Below are 17,562 nucleotides of genomic sequence, written 5' to 3'. Positions count from 1 at the left end.
GGAACACCTTTGCTCCAAGGCGTGCCGGGCGGCGACGGGACGAGTTCGATCGAACGGCTCGGGGTCAGGCGAGGACCTGTTCGCGGCTGATGTTCTCCGCGACCAGGGGGCCGACGTCCAGGATCAGGGCGACCTCGCCGTTGCCCAGAATGGTCGAGCCGCTGATGCACCGGGCCTCGCTGAACAGCACGCCCAGGGGTTTGATGACCGTCTGGAACTGGCCGAGGAGGGTGTCCACGACCAGGCCCGCGCGTTGGCCGGACTGTTCGATGACGACGACGTTCTGGCGGCGGGGTGGCTGGCCGGCGATGTCGAAGATCGTGCGGAGCCGGATGAACGGCAGGACCTCGCCGCGCAGGTACATGCAGTCGCGGTCCGCGGCGTTCGGTGGAAGTTCGACGCACTCGGTGACGCGGTCGAGGGGGACGATGAAGGCTGACGGGCCGACGCCGACGAGGAAGCCGTCGATGATGGCGAGAGTCAGTGGCAGCCGGATCCGGAACGTCGTGCCGGCCCCGGGCGCGGTGTCGACCTCGATGGTGCCGCGCAGTTCGGCGATGTTGCGGCGGACCACGTCCATACCGACGCCGCGGCCGGAGAGGTTCGAGACCGTCTCGACCGTTGAGAAGCCGGGCTCGAAGATCAGGTCGTACACCTCGTGGTCGGTCATGACGGCGCCGGGTTGGATCATGCCGCGCTCGGTGGCCTTGGCCAGGATGCGGTCGCGGTTGAGGCCGTGGCCGTCGTCGGCGACCTCGATCACGATCGAGCCGGCGTCGTGGAAGGCGTTGAGCCGCAGTTTGCCGCGGACGGGCTTGCCCTGGCGTTCGCGGTCGGCGCGGGGTTCGACGCCGTGGTCCAGGGCGTTGCGGACCAGGTGGAGCAGCGGGTCGCCGATGCGCTCGACGAGGGCCTTGTCCATCTCCGCCTCGCCGCCGGTGATGACCAGGTCGACGTCCTTGCCGAGGTCGACGCAGACGTCGCGGACCACTCGTTCGAACCGGCGCAGGGTGGTGCCGATCGGCACCATGCGCAGCGACAGCGCGCTGTGACGCACCTCCTCGACGAGGCGCATGACCTCGCCCTGTGCCTCGTCATAGCCCTCGTCGTCCCGGCCGTGGATGCCGACGCTCGACTGGGCGATGACGAGCTCGCCGACCAGGTCGATGAGTTTGTCGAGGCGGTTGGCGTACACGCGGATCGTCTGGGTCTCTTGCGAGCGGCTGTCGGCGGTCTTGCGCTGCCTGCCCAGGGCCGCGTCGACGACGGGCTTCGGCACCGTCTGCGTCTCGATGAGGATCTCGCCGAGCTGGGGCAGGGAGTCACCGGTGCGGTTGCGTTCCTGCTGGATCCGCAGGGCCCGGGCGATCTCCAGGTCGGTGGCCGCGCCGCTGCGGACCAGCAGCTCGCCGAGGCGGTCCTGGTCGGGCAGTCCTTCGATGACTTTGACGTAGTCGGCGGCCTGGTTGTCGGCGGGCACGATGCTGATCTGGCTGTCCTCGCGGACGAAGTCGAAGACGTCTTCGATGTCGGCCTTCGCTGCGGCGCTGACGAAGTCGACCTCGAAGCCGAGGTAGCAGGTCTCCGGGTCCAGCTGGTCGAGGTCCGGCAGCGCGTCGGTGAGGGTCGTGACCCGTTCGAGGACGCCCATGGTGGCCAGGTACCGCAGGAACGACAGCGGGTCCATGCCGTTGCGCAGGCTGTCGGGGCCGAACCGCAGGGTCAGCCGCCACGTGCGCAGCGACTCGTCCGCCGGTGCGTCAACCGAGGGCGGGGGCGAGACGGTCAGGAACGGCTGGAGGGCGGCGAGGAGCCGGTCGCCGTCGACGGTCTCGCCGGTGGTCGCGTCGAGCCGGCCGGCGGCGACCCCCTCGACCATGGACGAGACGTGGTCGCCGCACGGCAGCAGCGCGCTGACCAGCTCGGCAGAGACTGCCAGCTCGCCCTCCCGTACCGAGTCCAGCACCGTCTCGACCACATGGGTGAACGCCACCAGGTGGTGCAGGCCGAACAGGCCCGCCGAGCCCTTGAGGGTGTGCATGGTGCGGAACAGGGCGTTGACGGTGTCCTGGGCGGCCGGCTCGTCCTCGAGGCCGAGCAGCCCCTCCTCGAAGTCCTGCAGCAGCTCCCGCGCCTCGGTGATGAACGTGTCGAGCGCGTCGTTGAGATCGTCGTCGGTCACCGCGACACCCCGTCCAGCTCAAGGGCGAGGTGGGCGGTGACGAAGACGTCGTGGACGGCCCGGCTCGGCGAAAGGAACGTCAGCGCGGCGCCCCGTTGTGCCGCCTCGCGGCGGGCGGCGAGCAGCAGCTGCAGGCCGGCGGTGTCCAGTTCGGTCACGCCCGACAGGTCGATCTCGAATGCGCCGGCGGCCTGCTGCAGGAACGCCCGCAGCCGCGCCTGCTGCTCGGCCGCTACGGCGATCGTCAGCTCGCCGTCGAGCTCCAGAGGAACCGTCACGGCATGATCAGCTTCGACACGGCCGCGAGCATCTGCGCGGGCTGGAACGGCTTGGTGACCCAGGCCTTGGCGCCGGCGGCCTGTGCCTGGCGCTTCTTGTCCTCCTGCGACTCGGTCGTGAGCATGATGATCGGGGTGAACTTGTACGACGGCAGCTTCTTGACCTCGCCGACGAGCGTGATCCCGTCCATGTTCGGCATGTTCACGTCCGAGATGATCAGATGGATCCGTTTGCCGTCCAGCTGCTTCAGCGCGTCCTGGCCGTCGGCCGCGGTCACCACCTCGTAGCCCGCGCCGCGCAGCGCGATGGAGACGACCTGCCGTACCGACGCCGAATCGTCGACGATCAGAATGGTCTTCGACATGAGTGCCCTCCTAGAAGAACGTGATCTCTGATTCGGGAACGGCGGCGGCGGTTCTGGCGCCGGTGTGGTGCGCCTCCCGCTCCTGGTGCATGGTGTACGTGGCCTCGAGCTCGGCGAGCAGCCGCCGCGCGTCCAGCGGCCGGGACTCGGCCACGACGGCGGGCATCCGGTCGATGTTCTGCCGCAGGTGCTCCAGGACCTGGCCGATCCGGTCCTGGAACTGCAGGTTGACGATGGCCTCCGAGACCCCCGAGCGGATGCCGACGGCGGCCTGTTCGAGACGGTCCGAGGATTCCCGCAGCCCGGAGAACACGGCGCCGAGGTCGTCCAGGACCTCGGTCACCTCGGTGTTGGCGCGGGCGACCGCGGCACCCTCCCGCTCGGTGTCGCCCTCGGCCTTGGTCAGGGCGCCGGCGATCGCGCTCGCGATGCCCTCGACCCGGGCCGCCATCTTCTCGCTGGTCTGGAACGAGCGCTCCGCCAGCTGCCGCACCTCCAGGGCCACGATGCCGAACCCGGCGCCGGCCTCACCGGCCCGGGCGGCCTCGATCGACGCGTTGAGGGCGAGGAGGTTGGTCTGCGCCGCGATCTGGGCCACCTCCGCGGTCATCTGCTTGAGGTCGCCGTTGAGGCCGAGCAGCGTCTCCAGGTCCCGCAGCGCCTCGCGCTTGGAGCTCAGGGCGTCGTCGAGGGTGCCGACCACGTTGCCGAGGCGCTGCCGGCCACGGTCGAACGAGCCGCCGCCCTGGCTGTCCTCCAGCACCGCGCTGGAGGAGGCGAGCACGGCGTCGAGGTTGTCGACGATCTGGCTGAACTCGGTGGTGACCGCGGCGACGGCGGTCTCCATCTGTACCCGGGACGACTCGATCTGGCTCGACCAGACCGGCGCGACCGTGGCGGTGAAGTCGGTGACGCTGCGCTCGTAGTCGGCCGAACCGGTCTCCTGGTCCGGGGGCCGGCTGTTCCGCCTGGTGCCGGAGAAGTATCCGGCTCCCAGTCCGGCGGCGAGGGCGACGACAGCGATCAGGAACTCAACCATGGGAACGGATCACCTCAGCGATGGCGGTCAGCGGCACTTCCCGGTCGACGGCACCCAGCCGGACCGCTTCCTTCGGCATACCGTGCACGACGCAGGTCGCCTCGTCCTGCGCGACCGTGAGCGCGCCGGCGGTGCGCATCTCCAGCAGGCCGCGGGCGCCGTCGTCGCCCATCCCGGTCATGATGACGCCGAGCGCGCGGCGGCCCGCGACCCGCGCGACCGACCGGAACAGCACGTCGACGGAGGGCCGGTGCCGGTTGACCGGGGGACCGTCGCTCACCTTGACCCGGAACCGGGCGCCGTCGGTCAGCAGCTGCATGTGCCGGCCGCCGGGCGCGACGAGCGCCAGCCCTTCCTGCACCGGGTCCCCGTCGGCGGCCTCCCGGACCTCGATCGCCGAGAGCATGTCCATGCGTTCGGCGAACGCGGCCGTGAACTTCTCCGGCATGTGCTGGACGATCACGATGCCCGGGCTGCTGCGCGGCAGCGCTGTCAGCACCGTCTCCAGGGCCTGGGTGCCGCCGGTCGACGTGCCGATCGCGATGACCCGGTCGGTCCCGGCGGCGGCCGCGACCGGCGCGGGGCGCGACGCCGCTGCCGCCGGTGTCGCGGGGGCGGTCCGGTTCAGCCGCGCGACCTTGCCCGCCGCGGCCGCCCTGACCGCGGCCACGATGTCGCCGCTGTCGTCGGTCATGAACTGCTTGAGTCCCGTTGTCGGCTTCGGTACGACGCCCGCCGCGCCCGCCGCGAACGCGTCCATCGTGGCCCGGGCGCCCCGCTGGCTCAGCGTCGAGCAGATGACCACCGGCGTCGGCCGGATCGCCATGATCTTCTTGAGGAACGTGATGCCGTCCATCCGGGGCATCTCGATGTCCAGCACGACCACGTCGGGCCAGCTGCGGTTCATCAGCGTCATGGCGAAGATCGGATCGGAGGCGGAGCCGAGCACCTCGATGCCGGCGCTCTCCGCCAGCCGCCGCGACAGGACCTGCCGCACGACCGCCGAGTCGTCGACGATGACGACCCCGATCCCCTTGCCGGTCATGAGCTTGCCTGCGCGGTGTGGCGTTCGTTGTGCTGCAGCCAGACGTCGCCGGTGTCCAGGTCGAAGACCAGCTGCCGGGACCCCGTCCCGCCCAGGTGCTTCGCGGTGAGGTGGAACCCGTGCCGGCGCAGCAGCCGCATGCCGATCGCGATGTTGTCCTTCGGCACGTGCGGCGCCGGCCCGGGGGAGCTGCCGGGGAACTGGTCGCCGCCGCCGAACATCTTCGCCTCGTACTCCGTGGGGCGGGTGCCGTTGCGGTCCATCTCGCCCAGGAACAGCTGCACCGCCTCGTCGGCGTACCGGCCGCTGAGCCCCGGCAGGTCCGCCGTCGGCGCGGGGCGGTGCGCCAGCAGGTAGTGGCACATGCCGCCGACCCGCAGCCGCGGGTGCCACAGCGTGATCGCCACGCACGAGCCCAGGACGGTACGGATCCGGGTACCGGCCGCGGCGAAGTGGAAGTCGCCCGGGTTCAGGAACACGTCGGGCCCGCTAGCCAAGATCGGCTCCTGGAAGCCGGTAGATCGACGGCTGCACGGTCCGCAGCCGCGACGGGATCCCGTTGAGCGTCTCGGACAGGCTGACGATGAGGTAGCCGCCGGGATGCAGCATCTCCTGCAACCGGCCGACCACCTCCGCCTTCGTGGCGGTCTCGAAGTAGATCATCACGTTGCGCAGCATGATCACGTCGAACCTGCCAAGCCGGCTCAGGTCCTCGAGGAGGTTCGCGCCGAGGAACGTCGTCCTGGCCCGCAGCGCCCGGTCGATGGCCATCAGGCCCTCGTACTCGGCCCGGCCCTTGCGGCAGTACCGGCGCAGCAGCGGCGTCGGGATCTTCTCCGCCGCCGAGATCGGGTAGAGACCGGCCTCGGCCCCGGCGACCACCCGCGACGAGATGTCCGTGCCGACGACCTCCCACGGCACGTTCGGCAGCGTGTCGGCGAGCACCATCGCGGCGCTGTACGCCTCCTCACCGCTGGAACTCGCCGCGCTCCAGAGCCGGAACGGCCGGTCGGCCCGGTGTGCCGGCGCGATGACCTGCCCGAGGAACTCGAAGTGCAGCGGCTCGCGGAAGAAGAACGTCTCGTTCGTGGTCAGCAGGTCGATCGCCTGGCGGGTCTCCGCCGCGTGCTGCGGCGAGCGGAGCACCTGCAGGTACTCCGTGTAGCTGCGCAGCCCGAGCTTCCGCAGCCGCTTGTCCAGCCGCCCCATCACCAGCGTCTCCTTGCCCGGCGCGAGCCGGATGCCGGTGCGCTGGTGCAGGAACTCGCTGATGGCCTGGAACTCGCTCGTCGTGATCTCCGTCGGCCCGAGCAGTGACGGCGTCATGACTCTTCCGGGATCGCCGTCGCCAGATCGGCCATGTCGCTCAGCGACAGGACGTGGTCGATGTCGAGCACGATGATGAAGTCGTTGTCCCGCTTCGCCATCCCGCTGATGAAGTCGGCCCGGATGCCGGCGCCGAACGACGGGGCCGGCTCGATGTCCTCGGCCGTGAACGCCTCCACCTTGCTGACCGCGTCGACCAGGATGCCGATGTCCTGGCCGGCCCCGCGACCGTCCGCCGCGCCGGCGTCGCCGGAGCCGGGCATCCCGCGGATGTGCACGATGATGATGCTGGTGCGCCTGGCGATGCTGGTGGCACCCTTGGCGAACCGGATCGCGAGGTCGATGACCGGCACCGCCCGGCCGCGCAGGTTGATGACGCCACGGACGAAGTCCGGCGTCATGGGCACCACGGTGAGGTTGCGGTACTCGAGGATCTCGGTGATGTGGAAGATGTCCAGCGCGTAGGACTCGCCGTTCAACGTGAACGTCAGATAACGCGTCGCGTCGTCGGCGGTGGCGTCGCCGCGCCCCCGCGCTGCTGCCTCAACGCTCACAGCATTTCCCCTTCCGGGCAACCGCGTGCTCGCGCGCACGCCCGTCAGGAGACCCATCGGCGCCGCGGCGGCGCCCTGAAGAAGAACGTCGGACATTACCGGCGACCCGTCACCTCCGGGCCACGACCTTGGTGGCGACGGTCGTGCTGCTGGTCTGCGACCCGGTGACGGTGACCTGCATGCCGGCGCGCACGGTGCCGAGCCCCGCCGCGGCACCGTTGACGACGACGGCGGTGCCCGAGGTCACGGCGAACCTGACCGTCTTGGGCCGGCTGTCACGGAACTTGTAGGCCCGGTTCACGACGATCGTCGAGTCCGCCGTCCGCACCGACGCGACGGTCCCGACCGCGGACACCGCGACCGACGGCGCCGCGGTGCCGCCCGCCCACGCGTTCCCGGGCGTCATGACCTGCCCGGCGGCCACCACGGTGGCGATCAGACCCATGGCCTGGCGATGACGTCGCGACAAGATGCCTCCTGGAGATGTGCTGGAACCTGAAGGGTCCCGACCAGGAGTTGCGCCGCGGGTGCCACCCGGGTGCCGCTGCGGTGCTTTCAGCCGCGCAGGTGCCGGACCCGGTGCGGGGGTCACGTGGGTAGGCGGTCGGCGGTGGTGAGGACGGCGGTGACGATCCGGCGGACGGTGTCGGGCTCGGGTGGGGTGTCGCCGCGGCCGGCGTAGCGCAGGTGGGTCGTGCCGATGAGCATCGCGGCGAGGGTGTCGACGTCGGCGCCGGGGGTGATGCGGCCCAGGTCCCGCTCGGCGGCGAGGTACGCGGCGATCAGCTCGGCGGCCTCGGTCAGGACCGGTACGCCGGCGGGCAGGTCGCGGCGCAGGCGGGCGCGCAGTTCGTCGCGGGCGGTGATGAGGCCGACGAGCGCGAGGGCGGCCGAGGAGAACAGGGCGGTCACCGCGGCGGTCAGGTTGTCCGCGACGGTGCCGGTGCCGGCGGCGTCGCGCAGGGCGGCGGTCCGCTCGTCGAGCCGGGCGATGCGGTCCAGCACGAACTCGGCGAGGAACGCGTCGAAGTCGGCGAAGTGCTTGTGCAGCACGCCCTTGGCGCAGCCCGCCTCGGTGGTGACCGCGCGGCTGGTCAGCGCGTTCGGGCCGTCCCGCAGCAGGACCCGCTCGGCGGCGCCGAACAGCTGCTCGCGGACGTCGCGGATGGCGACCCCTGTCGGCACTGCGTCCCGTCCTTCCCGTGCGTGCGTTGACGAGTGGGCACGTGCCCACTAGCGTGGGCGCATGCCCACTATCGAGCCGCACCGGCACCGTCAGGTGGCGGAGTCCTTCGGCGTGGACGCCGAACGGTACGACAGGACCAGGCCCAGCTACCCCGAGGCGATGGTAGACCGGATCGTCGGCGCGAGCCCCGGCACCGACGTGCTGGACGTCGGGGCCGGCACCGGGATCGCCGCCCGGCAGTTCGCGGCGGCCGGCTGCACAGTCCTGGGGGTCGAGCCGGACGCGCGCATGGCCGCCTTCGCCCGCCGGGGTGGCCTCGAGGTCGAGGTGTCGACGTTCGAGGCGTGGGACCCCGCCGGCCGGCGGTTCGACGCCGTCGTCGCGGGCCAGGCGTGGCACTGGGTGGACCCTCGCGCCGGTGCGGCCGCGGCGGCCCGGGTGCTGCGGCCCGGCGGGCGGCTCGCGGTGTTCTGGAACGCGTTCCAGGCGCAGCCCGAGGCGGCTGAGGCGTTCGCCGTCGTGTACCGGCGGATCCTGCCGGACTCCCTCGCGGCCGCGGGCTTCGGCTCGGCGGCGGCGGCGCTGGACGGCTACCTGACGATGTGCGCCACGGCCGCCGACGGCATCGGGGCGGCGGGCGGGTTCGGCGAGCCCGAGCAGTGGCGGTTCGACTGGGACGTGACCTACACCCGGGACCAGTGGCTCGATCAGTTGCCCACGTTCGGCGGGAACACCCAGCTGCCGCCGGAACAGCTGGCGCGGGTCCTCGACGGCGTCGGTGCCGCCGTCGACGCCCTGGGCGGCAGCTTCGCCGCGCACTACACCACGGTCGTGGTCACCGCGGAGGTTCGGTCAGGAACGCCGACAGCCGGGTGAAGCGGTCGTCCCAGTCGGCGGCGAGGGCGGCCAGGTAGGACTGCGCGACCTTGATCGGCTCGGTGCGGTGCCGGAAGAGCACCCGCCGGCCGCCGCCGGCGTCGCTGGTGACCAGGCCGGCGTCGGCGAGCAGCGCGAGATGCTTGGCGACGCCCTGCCGGGTGATCGACAGCCGGCCGGACAGGTCCGTCGCGGTGCTCGGGCCGTGCTGGGCGAGCGAGGCGAGGATCGCGCGGCGGTTCGGGTCGGCGAGGGCCGCGAACACGGCGACCGCCGCCTCCTCGGGATCAGGCGGCATCGAGCGTCGTCGGGTTCGGCATCGGCATGGTCGGCTCCTGTGGCGGCTGCGTAGCGCTCCACCCTAACCGGAAGCCCCACCACAGCCGGAAGGCTCACCACAGCCGGAAGGCTCACCACAGCCGGAAGGCTCACCATAACCATCACCACGGCCAGAAGGTGAAGGTCAGCGTCGCCAGGCCGGAGCCGATGAGCGCGAACGACCACACCCGCTCCACGTCGATGCGGGCACTGCGCAGCACGCCCCGGATCGACAGCAGCTCGTAGGCGACGAGCGCGACCACACCGGCTACTCCGACCATCGCGACCGTGTGCACCGTCGTGGCCAGCAGGCCGGTCAGCGCCGTGGCCCGTTCACCGTCGCCGACCACACCATGGCCGTGATGGGAAGCGTTCGCCGCCGGTACCGCCGCGATCACCGGCAACAGGATCAGCCCTGCGCCATGCGCGGACGACATCAGGAACGACCACGCGACCACGTGGCGGCCCGCGGGGCGCATCTGGGTCCAGGGGTGCTGCCCCGCGGCGCGCAGGCGCCAGATGCCGAACGCGGTCAGCACGAGGCCGCCGCCGGTCGCGACGGCGCGTGCCGTGGTCACCGACATCAGCCCCACGACCAGGGTCGCGATCACGAACACCGACGCGGCGTGCCCGAGCGCGATCGGGCCGAGGGTGGCCGCGATCGCGGTGCGGCGCCGCTCGCGGACACCGCCGGCCAGCGCGAGCAGCCAGCCCATGCCCGGGTTGAGGCCATGGAAGGCGCCCAGCCCGGCCAGCACCACATACTGCCACGCGGCCATGACGCCTCCGTATCTCATCGATGGCAACCATTCGGTTGCGTCATCGACCCTATCGCAACCGATCGGTTGCGGCAACCGAATGGCGCTCGCGGCCCCGGGGAGTGCATGGTGCATGCATGACGGAGCAACGGGACGGCATCATCGGCTGGCGATGGCTCGATGTGCGGTTGCACCGCCTTGCCGCCAGGCGGGTCAGGGCCGGACCCGCACCGAGCCGCCTGCGCCGCGTCGCCACCGCCACCGTCGCCGCCGTCGTGCAGGTGACCGGCTTCGCGACCCTGCTGACCGGCGCCTGGCTGTGCACCTTGCGGTTTCCCGGCATCGCGCTGCTGCCCGGCGGCGTGCTGCTCGCCTTCGGCGTGCTGACCCTGCCCCGTCCGGCCGGCCTGCCGCGCGACGCCGTCCCCGCCCGCCGCGCCGAAATGCCCGCGCTGCACGCGATGACGGACCGGGTGGCCGCCGCGCTCGGCGTACCCCGGCCGCACGTCATCGTGCTCGACGGCCGGTTCTCCGCGGACTCCGGTGTCGCCGGGCTCCTGCGGCGCCGGTACCTGCGCATCGGCGCACCGCTCTGGGCGGTGCTCGACCCGGCGCAGCGGACCGCGCTGGTGGCCCTCGAACTCGCCCGGTTCGGCGCCGGCGACCCGAGCCGCGCACCGCTCACCGGCACCGTGGAGCGCAGCCTCGCGACCCTGGTCGCCATGTTCGAACCGGGCGGCGACAAGCGGCTGCACGACGGGCGCGACGGCGACGTCGTCAAGGCCATCGCGGCGAACCCCGGCCAGCCGATCGGCAAGGACCAGGCCTACACCAACCTCGCCGAGGACCTCGTGCGCCCGTTCACGGCACTGCTGCAGGGCGCCTTCGGGCTGGTGCGCCTCGGCTACCTGACGCTGCTGCAGCCCGAGTCGTTCCGGGCGGCCCTGGCGTCGGACGCCCGGGCATCCGCGGTCGCCGGCGCCGCGCAGGTCCGGGCGGTGCTCGCCACGCGGCTGCTCGCCGAGTCGATCGTGACGGTCCTTCGCCGCGACGCCCGCGCCGGAGACCACGCGGGTGTGGTGCGCCGCGACGAGCCCGAGGCGGTGGTCGCCGGCTGGCCCGTCCTTGCCGCCGGTGTGGTGGCGAAGAACGCGTCGGCGATGGCCGAGCGGTGCGACGCCGACGTGGCCCGCACGGCGTCTCCGTTCGCCGTCGACCCGCCGCTCGGCCGCCGCATCGAGGTGCTCGCCGAGGCCCCGGCGGCGCTGCCGGCCGACCCTGAGGAGTCCGCGGCGACCGACGTCGAGCTGCGGCCCATGTACCGCCGGCTGGTGCGTGACCTCAGAAACGGCTGACGGGACGCCGCGGCCCCGCACGGCGACGAGCGTTGGCACCGTCGATGTCTTGACGGCGGGACGCCACCTCGGGACGATATTGTCTAGTCAATATAGATAATCGCCGGAAGAGGTACCGCTGCGATGAGCGGACACGACGACGAACTGACCCCGGCCGACCGGCGCCTGCTCGACCGGGCCCGCCGGGCCGCGGTCCGGCCGGCCCGATCGGCGATGATCTGGTGGGTGGGGCTGGCCCTGATCGTGCTCGGCGGGCTGGGCGTGCTCATCAGCGCGATCCTGCTGGAGGACCTGACGTCGCACGGCGAGGAGGGCGCGGTGGTGGCGGTCACCGCCACGGCCGTGCTGGTCTCGGCGATCGAGGTCGCCAGCGGCGCCGGGGTCCTGGCCGGCGCCGGCTGGTCCCGTAACGCCGCCCGCGCCGTCTGCGTGCTCAGTATCCTCGCCGGCCTGGTCGGGCTGCTCAACGGCGGGTCACCGGCGACCGTGCTCGGCCTCGCGGTGAACTTCGTGCTGCTCGTGGCGCTGTCCGGCGAGAAGGTCCGCGCCTGGTGCGGCGGCTGAGACCGGGCAGGCCTGGGCCGCCGCTCAGGAGCCGGGCCAGCGGCGGTCGAGGTCCGGGTCGGCGAAGGCGACGTGCCCGGGGAGGCGCTTCGCCCGGTACATCGCCTCGTCCGCCGCTTTCACGAGCTGCTCGGGGTCGACCACGAGCTCGGCGGGGGCGCCGGTGTCTCCGGCGAGGGCGACCCCGATGCTGGTGGAGACCGTCACCGTCGCCGTGGACAGCTGCATGGGCTCCTCGACCGCGTGCAGGATCCGCTGCAGCACCGGCATCACCCGCTCCACCGCACCGAACTGCTCCAGCACCACCACGAACTCGTCGCCGCCGAGGCGGGCCACGAAGTCGGTGCTGCGCACCGTGCCGGCCAGCCGCCCGGCGATGCGGATCAGCAGCTCGTCGCCGACGGCGTGGCCGTGCCGGTCGTTGACCGGCTTGAACCCGTTGAGGTCCAGGAAGAGCACCGCCATCGGGCCGCCGCCGCGGCGGACCCGCTCGCCGGCGTCACGGATGCGGCCGACCAGCCGCCGCCGGTTGGGCAGGCCGGTCAGCACGTCGTGCGCCGCCTCGTGCTCCTGCCGGCGCTGCTCGGTGACGTCGCGGTTGACGAACACGTACCCGGCGGGCGCGCCGTCGGCGGTAGCGTGCAGCGCGGAGACGGACGACAGCACCGTCAGCGGCGCCGCGTCGGAGCGCCGTTCGCGCAGCTCGCCCTCCCACCGGCCGGTGACCGCCACGTCCTGCAGCATCTGCGCCGCGCCGGTCTCGACGCCGTCGGTGACGCACGCGGTGGCGACCAGGGCGAGCAGGTCGCAGCCGACCGCGTCGCCGGAGGAGTACCCGTAGAGGCGTTCGGCGCCGGAGTTCCAGCTCACGATCACACCGTCGGCGTCGCAGGAGACGATCGCGTCGGAGATCGCGTCCAGCAGATCCCCTTGCCGGCGGGCGTCCTCCAGCAGTTCGAGGGTCGCGGCGAACGCGTGGCTGTGCTCGATCACCCCGCCCGCGACGGTGGCCGCCGCCTCGACGAACGCCCCGTCGGCGAGCGGGACCGGGCCGCCGCCGGGCCGCAGCACGCCGAGCGCGCCGACGACCGCGCCCCGCACGAGGACCGGCACGACGCGGGACTCGACCGGCGGATCGGCGCCCGGCCCGTGCAGCGCCGTGACCACCGAGTCGAGCAGCGCACCGGCCAGCGCGGGCTCGGCGCCGCAGGGCACGGTCCGCACCACCGGAACGGCGCCGGCGGGACCGGCGAGCGCGCCCGCGACACAGCAGTCCGTGAGCTCCGCGCCGATGGCGGAGACCAGACGCTCCAGCAGGTGGCCGTCGTCCGGCGGCGCGTCCAGCAAGCGCACGCAGACGTCTGCCACCGCACGCAGGCGGGACACGTGCTCTTATCGGCGGGCCGGCCCGCGACTGAAGTGATGTGCGGCAGCGGGTTAGGGTGCCGTGGTGGTCGATGTACTGGATCCGCAACGGGACCTGTTCGACGTGCCGGACGACGTTGCGTATTTCAACGCGGCCAGCCTGTCGCCGATGCTGCACGCGGTCCGGGAGGCGGGGGAGGCCGCGCTGCGCCGGCGGGGCAGGCCGTGGACGATCCGGGAGGCGGACTGGTTCACCGACGTCGAGCGGCTGCGGTCGCTGCTCGGCGCGCTCGTCGGCGCCGACGCCGAAGGGGTCGCACTGGTCCCGGCGACCAGCTACGGGTTCGCCGTCGCCGCGGGCATCCTCGCCGGCGACCGGCCGCGGCAGATCCTGGTCCTCGCCGACGAGTACCCGTCGGGGGTGTACACCTGGCGGCGGATGATCGAGCGCACCGGCGGCGGCATCACGACCGTGACCCGCGAGCCGGGGCAGACCTGGACCGACGCGGTGCTCGCCGCGATCGACGAGCGGGTCGACATCGTGTCCGTGCCCAACGTGCACTGGACCGACGGCGGCCTCGTGGACCTCGACCGGGTCGCGGCGCGCACCCGCGCGGCCGGTGCCCGGCTCGTCGTCGACGCGAGCCAGTCCCTCGGGGTGATGCCGCTGGACGTCGCCGCCCTCCGCCCGGACTTCGTCGTCTCGGTCGGCTACAAGTGGCTGCTGGGCCCGTTCGGCCGCGGCTACCTGTGGGCCGCCGCCGAACACCGCGACGGCCGGCCCCTGGAGGAGAACTGGATCGTGCGCGCGGACTCACACGACTTCGCCGGCCTGGTCGACTACCGCGACGAATACCTGCCCGGTGCCCGCCGGTACGACCAGGGCGCCCGGACCCTGTTCGAGCTGACGCCGATGGCGATCGCCGCGCTGGAGCAGATCCACGCGTGGACCCCGGCGCGGATCGCCGCCACCCTCGCCAGGATCACCGCCGACGTCGCCGGCCGGGTCACCGCCGCCGGGCTCGGCGTCACCGCGACCGAGCCGCGCGGCCCGCACCTGCTCGGCCTGCGCGTGCCGGGCGGCGCGACCGACCGGGCCGCCGCCGCGCTGCGGCAGGCCGGCTGCTTCGTGGCCCGCCGCGGCGACGCGCTGCGGGTGTCGCCGCACCTGCACGTCACCCCCGCCGACGTCGACCGCCTCGTCACCACACTGACCGCCGCCGTCTGACGCCGGTCCGCCCTGCCGGCCGCGGCTTGAGCCACCGCCGGACCCGCGAAGGTGAACATAGGGTTGCGGCGAGGTGAACAACGGTCGATGATCGGGGCTGCTCAATGGCAACGACGCCATCGAAGGGAGTGCCCATGGCTGGCATCGACCGGCGGACTGCGTTACGTGGCGCCGCCGCGATCCTGGGCGGCACCGCGCTCGGCCCGTTCGCCGGGTTCGCCGCGCGCGGCGAGGCCGCACCCGCACAGCACGACCGCCCCCGCCCGACCCTCGGCCCGGTGCCGGACCACCGCGACGGCGCGGTCCGGCTGTGGTTGCCCGACGGCCTCGAATACCGCTCGTTCCACGACACCGAGACACCCGTCGTGCTCGACGACGGCACCACGCTGCCCGGCCGGCACGACGGCATGGCGGCGTTCCGGGGGCCGCGCGGCAACTACACCCTGATCCGCAACCACGAGGTCAACGGCCCCGGACCCGCGTTCGGCGACGCCTCCGCCGCCTACGACCCGATGGCGCAGGGCGGCACCACGACCATTGAGGTGACACCGCACGGCGAGGTCGTCAGGTCGTACACGAGCATCAACGGCACCCAGATGAACTGTTCCGGCGGCCCGATGCCGTGGGGCAGCTGGGTCACGTGCGAGGAGACCGTCAACGGCCCCGACGTCGGCGCCGACTTCACCGGCGTGTCCAACGTGCCGCTGCACAAGCCGCACGGGTACGTCTTCGAGGTCCCGGTGCGGGGGACCGCCGAACGGGAGCCGATCACCGCGGCCGGCCGGTTCGCGCACGAGGCCGTCGCGTTCGACCCGCGCGAGGGTGTGCTCTACCTGACCGAGGACGACTTCGGGTTCGCGTCCGGGCTCTACCGTTACACGCCGCGCCAGAACCCGATGCGCGCCGGCCGCCTCGGCAACCGCGGCCGGCTGCAGATGCTCAAGGTGAAGGGGCGCCCCAACCTCCACCTGGAGGCCGCGCTGCCACCCGGGTCGGCGTTCCCGGTCGAGTGGGTCGACATCGACGACCCGTCGCCGGTCTACCCGTACACACCCGGCGAGCCGGCGCCGACGACGAACAACGACGCCATCAGTCACGTCGCCCGGCAGGGTTGGGCGCGCGGCGCCGCGTACTTCTCGCGGCTGGAGGGCGCCACGTACGACCGCGGCGTCGTCTATTTCACCTCGACGCAGGGCGGCGGCCCCGAGGAGACGAGCACCGGCCCGATCGCGAACGGCTACGGCAACGGCAACGGCCAGATCTGGGCGTACCACCCGCGCGAACGGGTGCTGCGGCTGCTGTACCAGTCGACCGGCCCGGACGTGCTCGACTTCCCCGACAACGTCACCACCAGCCCCCGCGGCACACTCGTGGTCTGCGAGGACAACATCAACGACAACTACCTGCGCGGGCTGACCCCGCGGGGCGAGCTGTTCGACATCGCACTCAACCGGCTCGTCAGCGGCACCGGTACCCCCCGCTACGACGACGAGTTCGCCGGCTCGACGTTCTCCCCGGACGGGCACACGCTGTTCGTCAACATCCAGGCCAGCCGCGGCATGACGTTCGCCATCTGGGGCGACTGGCGCAGGATCGGCGTCTGACCGGCGTGCGGGCCGTCTCTCACGCCTCCACGCGCGGGGCGGCCCGCAGCACGCCGTGCGCGAGCAGCGCCGGGCCGCACAATGTCGCCGCGGTCGTCAGGGCCGCGGTGAGCTCCGGCGCGCCGGGCTCGCCGACCGCGACGCTCAGTGCCACGCCGGCCTGCGGTTCGGAACTGGCCAGATCGGCCAGGGACCAGGCGGTGAGCCAGAGGCCGGTCAGGTCGGACAGCGTCACGGCCGCCGCCGTCGCGACCAGCGCCGCCCCCGCGGCGACCAGCCAGCGGTGGTCGGCGCGCCGACCGGCGAGGATCAGGCCGGTGAGGCCGGCGGCGGTGGCGAGCAGCCCGGGCCAGAGCGTGCAGAGCGCCGAACCGACCCGCCACGGTTCGGTGCCGAACCAGCGGTCGGCGCCGGCCCCGGCGGCGATCACCACGGCGACGACCACGGTGCTCACGATCCGGGCGCGCCGGTGCACCGGGGGCAGGGCATACACGGCGCCGGTGAACAGGACCACCGCCCCGAGCTGGACGCCCGCGGCGACCAGCCCGCGCCCCAGCCACCAGCACGTCGTGTCCCGCATCGCGACCAGCGCCGCGGTGCCCGGCGGGCCGTACGCGAACCAGCCGACGTCATCGGGCGGGTGGGCGTAGGTGGCCTGCCGCACCAGCGCGGCGGCGGCGGACAGCACGCAGCCGGCGGCCAGCGGCCACCGCAGGCGCGGTGCCGCGGCGCCGGTCGCGACCTGCCACGCCAGCACGCCGAACGCGACGGCGGCGCACCGCAGCGACACCTCCGTCGCGGACACCGTCGCCGCCGCAACCGCCAGCCCGGCGGTCACCACGTACACCAGCCCCAGACGCACCGCCGAATCCTGCCACAACGCCCGTCGATCGACGGTCCGCCGGCGCGGTTGCTAGATTCCGCCGGTGACCAACGTCGATGTGCTGGTGCTGCACGGGCCGCCGGGGTCGGGGAAGACCACGCTGTCGAGGTCCGTGGCGGAGCTGCTCCGCGTGGCCGAGACGGCCAACGCGGTCATCGACCTTGACGACCTGAGCATGGTCTATCCGTTCCCGGAGCGGTCCTTCGCCCGTGACAACCTCAGGGCCATCTGGCCGAACTACGCCGCGATCCCCGAGCTGAAGCTGGTCATCCCGAGCGTCATCGTGGACGAGGACGAACTGGTGCAGCTGCGCGAGTCGGTGCCGGGAGCGCGGTTCGCCGTGTGCGAGCTGACCGCGCCCGAGGCCGTCTTGAAGGCGCGCGTCACGGCACGGGAGCCCAACGAGTACTGGCAGCGCAAACTGCGAGACTTCGTCGACCTGTTCCTGGGACGCGACGACCTCGCGAAGATCCGGGACTTCCAGGTTTCCACGCATGACCGGTCGGCCGAAGAGGCGGCGCGGGAGGTCATCGGGAAAGCCGGCTGGCAACGCTACGTTCAGCAATCGTGACCCGGGGCGGGAAGCCGCGGGTGACGACCAACTGTGGTGGGACCGCTGGCATGGCTACCTTTCCG

The 17,562-nt window shown here is 72.6% G+C and carries 20 protein-coding genes; 6 read left to right on the top strand and 14 right to left on the bottom strand.

All coding sequences use genetic code 11. The features are described 5' to 3' along the window. Positions 1 to 64 precede the first annotated feature (64 nt). The 10 genes from AB0K00_RS14050 to AB0K00_RS14005 form a co-directional block, all read right to left on the bottom strand. Positions 65 to 2,182: a chemotaxis protein CheA gene (locus tag AB0K00_RS14050; RefSeq protein ID WP_363520107.1), complete on the bottom strand. Its 2,118-nt coding sequence runs from the start codon at positions 2,180 to 2,182 to the stop codon at positions 65 to 67. Next, positions 2,179 to 2,460, bottom strand: a complete 282-nt coding sequence (locus AB0K00_RS14045; RefSeq protein ID WP_363520104.1) for an STAS domain-containing protein — start codon at positions 2,458 to 2,460, stop codon at positions 2,179 to 2,181. The genes AB0K00_RS14050 and AB0K00_RS14045 overlap by 4 nt, the downstream gene beginning before the upstream one ends. Continuing rightward, the gene (locus AB0K00_RS14040; RefSeq protein ID WP_203851464.1) at positions 2,457 to 2,825 is read right to left on the bottom strand and encodes a response regulator; all 369 of its coding nucleotides are present in this window, start codon (positions 2,823 to 2,825) and stop codon (positions 2,457 to 2,459) included. Before AB0K00_RS14040 ends, AB0K00_RS14045 begins: the two co-directional genes overlap by 4 nt. A 10-nt stretch (positions 2,826 to 2,835) precedes the next feature. Next, a complete protein-coding gene (locus AB0K00_RS14035; RefSeq protein WP_363520101.1) occupies positions 2,836 to 3,864 on the bottom strand; it encodes a methyl-accepting chemotaxis protein in 1,029 nt (342 codons plus the stop codon). Continuing rightward, complete coding sequence (locus AB0K00_RS14030) at positions 3,857 to 4,909, bottom strand: chemotaxis response regulator protein-glutamate methylesterase (RefSeq protein WP_363520098.1); 1,053 nt, start codon at positions 4,907 to 4,909, stop codon at positions 3,857 to 3,859. The genes AB0K00_RS14035 and AB0K00_RS14030 overlap by 8 nt, the downstream gene beginning before the upstream one ends. Further along, the gene (locus AB0K00_RS14025; RefSeq protein ID WP_363520095.1) at positions 4,906 to 5,406 is read right to left on the bottom strand and encodes a chemotaxis protein CheD; all 501 of its coding nucleotides are present in this window, start codon (positions 5,404 to 5,406) and stop codon (positions 4,906 to 4,908) included. The genes AB0K00_RS14030 and AB0K00_RS14025 overlap by 4 nt, the downstream gene beginning before the upstream one ends. After that, positions 5,399 to 6,235: a CheR family methyltransferase gene (locus AB0K00_RS14020; protein ID WP_363520093.1), complete on the bottom strand. Its 837-nt coding sequence runs from the start codon at positions 6,233 to 6,235 to the stop codon at positions 5,399 to 5,401. The genes AB0K00_RS14025 and AB0K00_RS14020 overlap by 8 nt, the downstream gene beginning before the upstream one ends. Beyond that, on the bottom strand, positions 6,232 to 6,789 hold the full coding sequence (locus tag AB0K00_RS14015) for a chemotaxis protein CheW (RefSeq protein WP_363520090.1): 558 nt from the start codon (positions 6,787 to 6,789) through the stop codon (positions 6,232 to 6,234). Before AB0K00_RS14015 ends, AB0K00_RS14020 begins: the two co-directional genes overlap by 4 nt. 109 nt (positions 6,790 to 6,898) lie before the next feature. Further along, positions 6,899 to 7,258 carry a hypothetical protein gene (locus AB0K00_RS14010; RefSeq protein WP_363520087.1) on the bottom strand — a complete coding sequence of 120 codons (360 nt, stop codon included), beginning with the start codon at positions 7,256 to 7,258 and terminating at the stop codon, positions 6,899 to 6,901. Between the two features lie 119 nt (positions 7,259 to 7,377). After that, positions 7,378 to 7,974 carry a TetR/AcrR family transcriptional regulator gene (locus tag AB0K00_RS14005; RefSeq protein WP_363520085.1) on the bottom strand — a complete coding sequence of 199 codons (597 nt, stop codon included), beginning with the start codon at positions 7,972 to 7,974 and terminating at the stop codon, positions 7,378 to 7,380. Between the two features lie 61 nt (positions 7,975 to 8,035). Here AB0K00_RS14005 and AB0K00_RS14000 point away from each other — a divergent pair, with 61 nt between their 5' ends. Continuing rightward, positions 8,036 to 8,851: a class I SAM-dependent methyltransferase gene (locus AB0K00_RS14000; RefSeq protein WP_363520083.1), complete on the top strand. Its 816-nt coding sequence runs from the start codon at positions 8,036 to 8,038 to the stop codon at positions 8,849 to 8,851. Here the strand turns inward: AB0K00_RS14000 and AB0K00_RS13995 are convergent. Both AB0K00_RS13995 and AB0K00_RS13990 read right to left on the bottom strand, forming a co-directional pair. Then, entirely contained in the window at positions 8,811 to 9,149 is a 339-nt protein-coding gene (locus AB0K00_RS13995) for a winged helix-turn-helix domain-containing protein (RefSeq protein ID WP_363520080.1), read from the bottom strand. The genes AB0K00_RS14000 and AB0K00_RS13995 overlap by 41 nt on opposite strands. A 142-nt stretch (positions 9,150 to 9,291) precedes the next feature. Continuing rightward, positions 9,292 to 9,966, bottom strand: coding sequence for a hypothetical protein (locus tag AB0K00_RS13990; RefSeq protein ID WP_363520078.1), 675 nt, complete (start codon positions 9,964 to 9,966; stop codon positions 9,292 to 9,294). A gap of 98 nt (positions 9,967 to 10,064) precedes the next feature. On the opposite strand from AB0K00_RS13990, the gene AB0K00_RS13985 reads away from it, so the two are divergent. Together AB0K00_RS13985 and AB0K00_RS13980 are read left to right on the top strand one after the other, a co-directional pair. Then, on the top strand, positions 10,065 to 11,282 hold the full coding sequence (locus AB0K00_RS13985; RefSeq protein ID WP_363520075.1) for a M48 family metallopeptidase: 1,218 nt from the start codon (positions 10,065 to 10,067) through the stop codon (positions 11,280 to 11,282). 123 nt (positions 11,283 to 11,405) lie between these two features. Further along, positions 11,406 to 11,846 (top strand): hypothetical protein, encoded by a 441-nt coding sequence (locus AB0K00_RS13980; RefSeq protein WP_363520072.1) that lies wholly within the window; start codon positions 11,406 to 11,408, stop codon positions 11,844 to 11,846. A gap of 24 nt (positions 11,847 to 11,870) precedes the next feature. Here the strand turns inward: AB0K00_RS13980 and AB0K00_RS13975 are convergent, their stop codons facing one another. Further along, the gene (locus AB0K00_RS13975; RefSeq protein ID WP_363520069.1) at positions 11,871 to 13,199 is read right to left on the bottom strand and encodes a sensor domain-containing diguanylate cyclase; all 1,329 of its coding nucleotides are present in this window, start codon (positions 13,197 to 13,199) and stop codon (positions 11,871 to 11,873) included. 97 nt (positions 13,200 to 13,296) lie between these two features. Here AB0K00_RS13975 and AB0K00_RS13970 point away from each other — a divergent pair, with 97 nt between their 5' ends. After that, entirely contained in the window at positions 13,297 to 14,439 is a 1,143-nt protein-coding gene (locus AB0K00_RS13970; RefSeq protein ID WP_363520067.1) for an aminotransferase class V-fold PLP-dependent enzyme, read from the top strand. A gap of 134 nt (positions 14,440 to 14,573) precedes the next feature. Next, positions 14,574 to 16,043 (top strand): alkaline phosphatase PhoX, encoded by a 1,470-nt coding sequence (locus AB0K00_RS13965; protein ID WP_363520064.1) that lies wholly within the window; start codon positions 14,574 to 14,576, stop codon positions 16,041 to 16,043. A 19-nt stretch (positions 16,044 to 16,062) separates the two neighbouring features. Here the strand turns inward: AB0K00_RS13965 and AB0K00_RS13960 are convergent, their stop codons facing one another. Next, on the bottom strand, positions 16,063 to 16,905 hold the full coding sequence (locus tag AB0K00_RS13960) for a hypothetical protein (protein WP_363520062.1): 843 nt from the start codon (positions 16,903 to 16,905) through the stop codon (positions 16,063 to 16,065). A 64-nt stretch (positions 16,906 to 16,969) separates the two neighbouring features. Between AB0K00_RS13960 and AB0K00_RS13955 the strand changes: the two genes are divergently transcribed. Next, positions 16,970 to 17,497: an AAA family ATPase gene (locus AB0K00_RS13955; protein ID WP_363520059.1), complete on the top strand. Its 528-nt coding sequence runs from the start codon at positions 16,970 to 16,972 to the stop codon at positions 17,495 to 17,497. Positions 17,498 to 17,562: the final 65 nt, after the last annotated feature.

It is taken from the genome of Dactylosporangium sp. NPDC049525 (genome assembly GCF_040676755.1).
Lineage (GTDB): Bacteria > Actinomycetota > Actinomycetes > Mycobacteriales > Micromonosporaceae > Dactylosporangium.
Note: the sequence above shows the minus strand (reverse complement) of the source record. Positions and strands in the feature narration are given on the sequence as shown.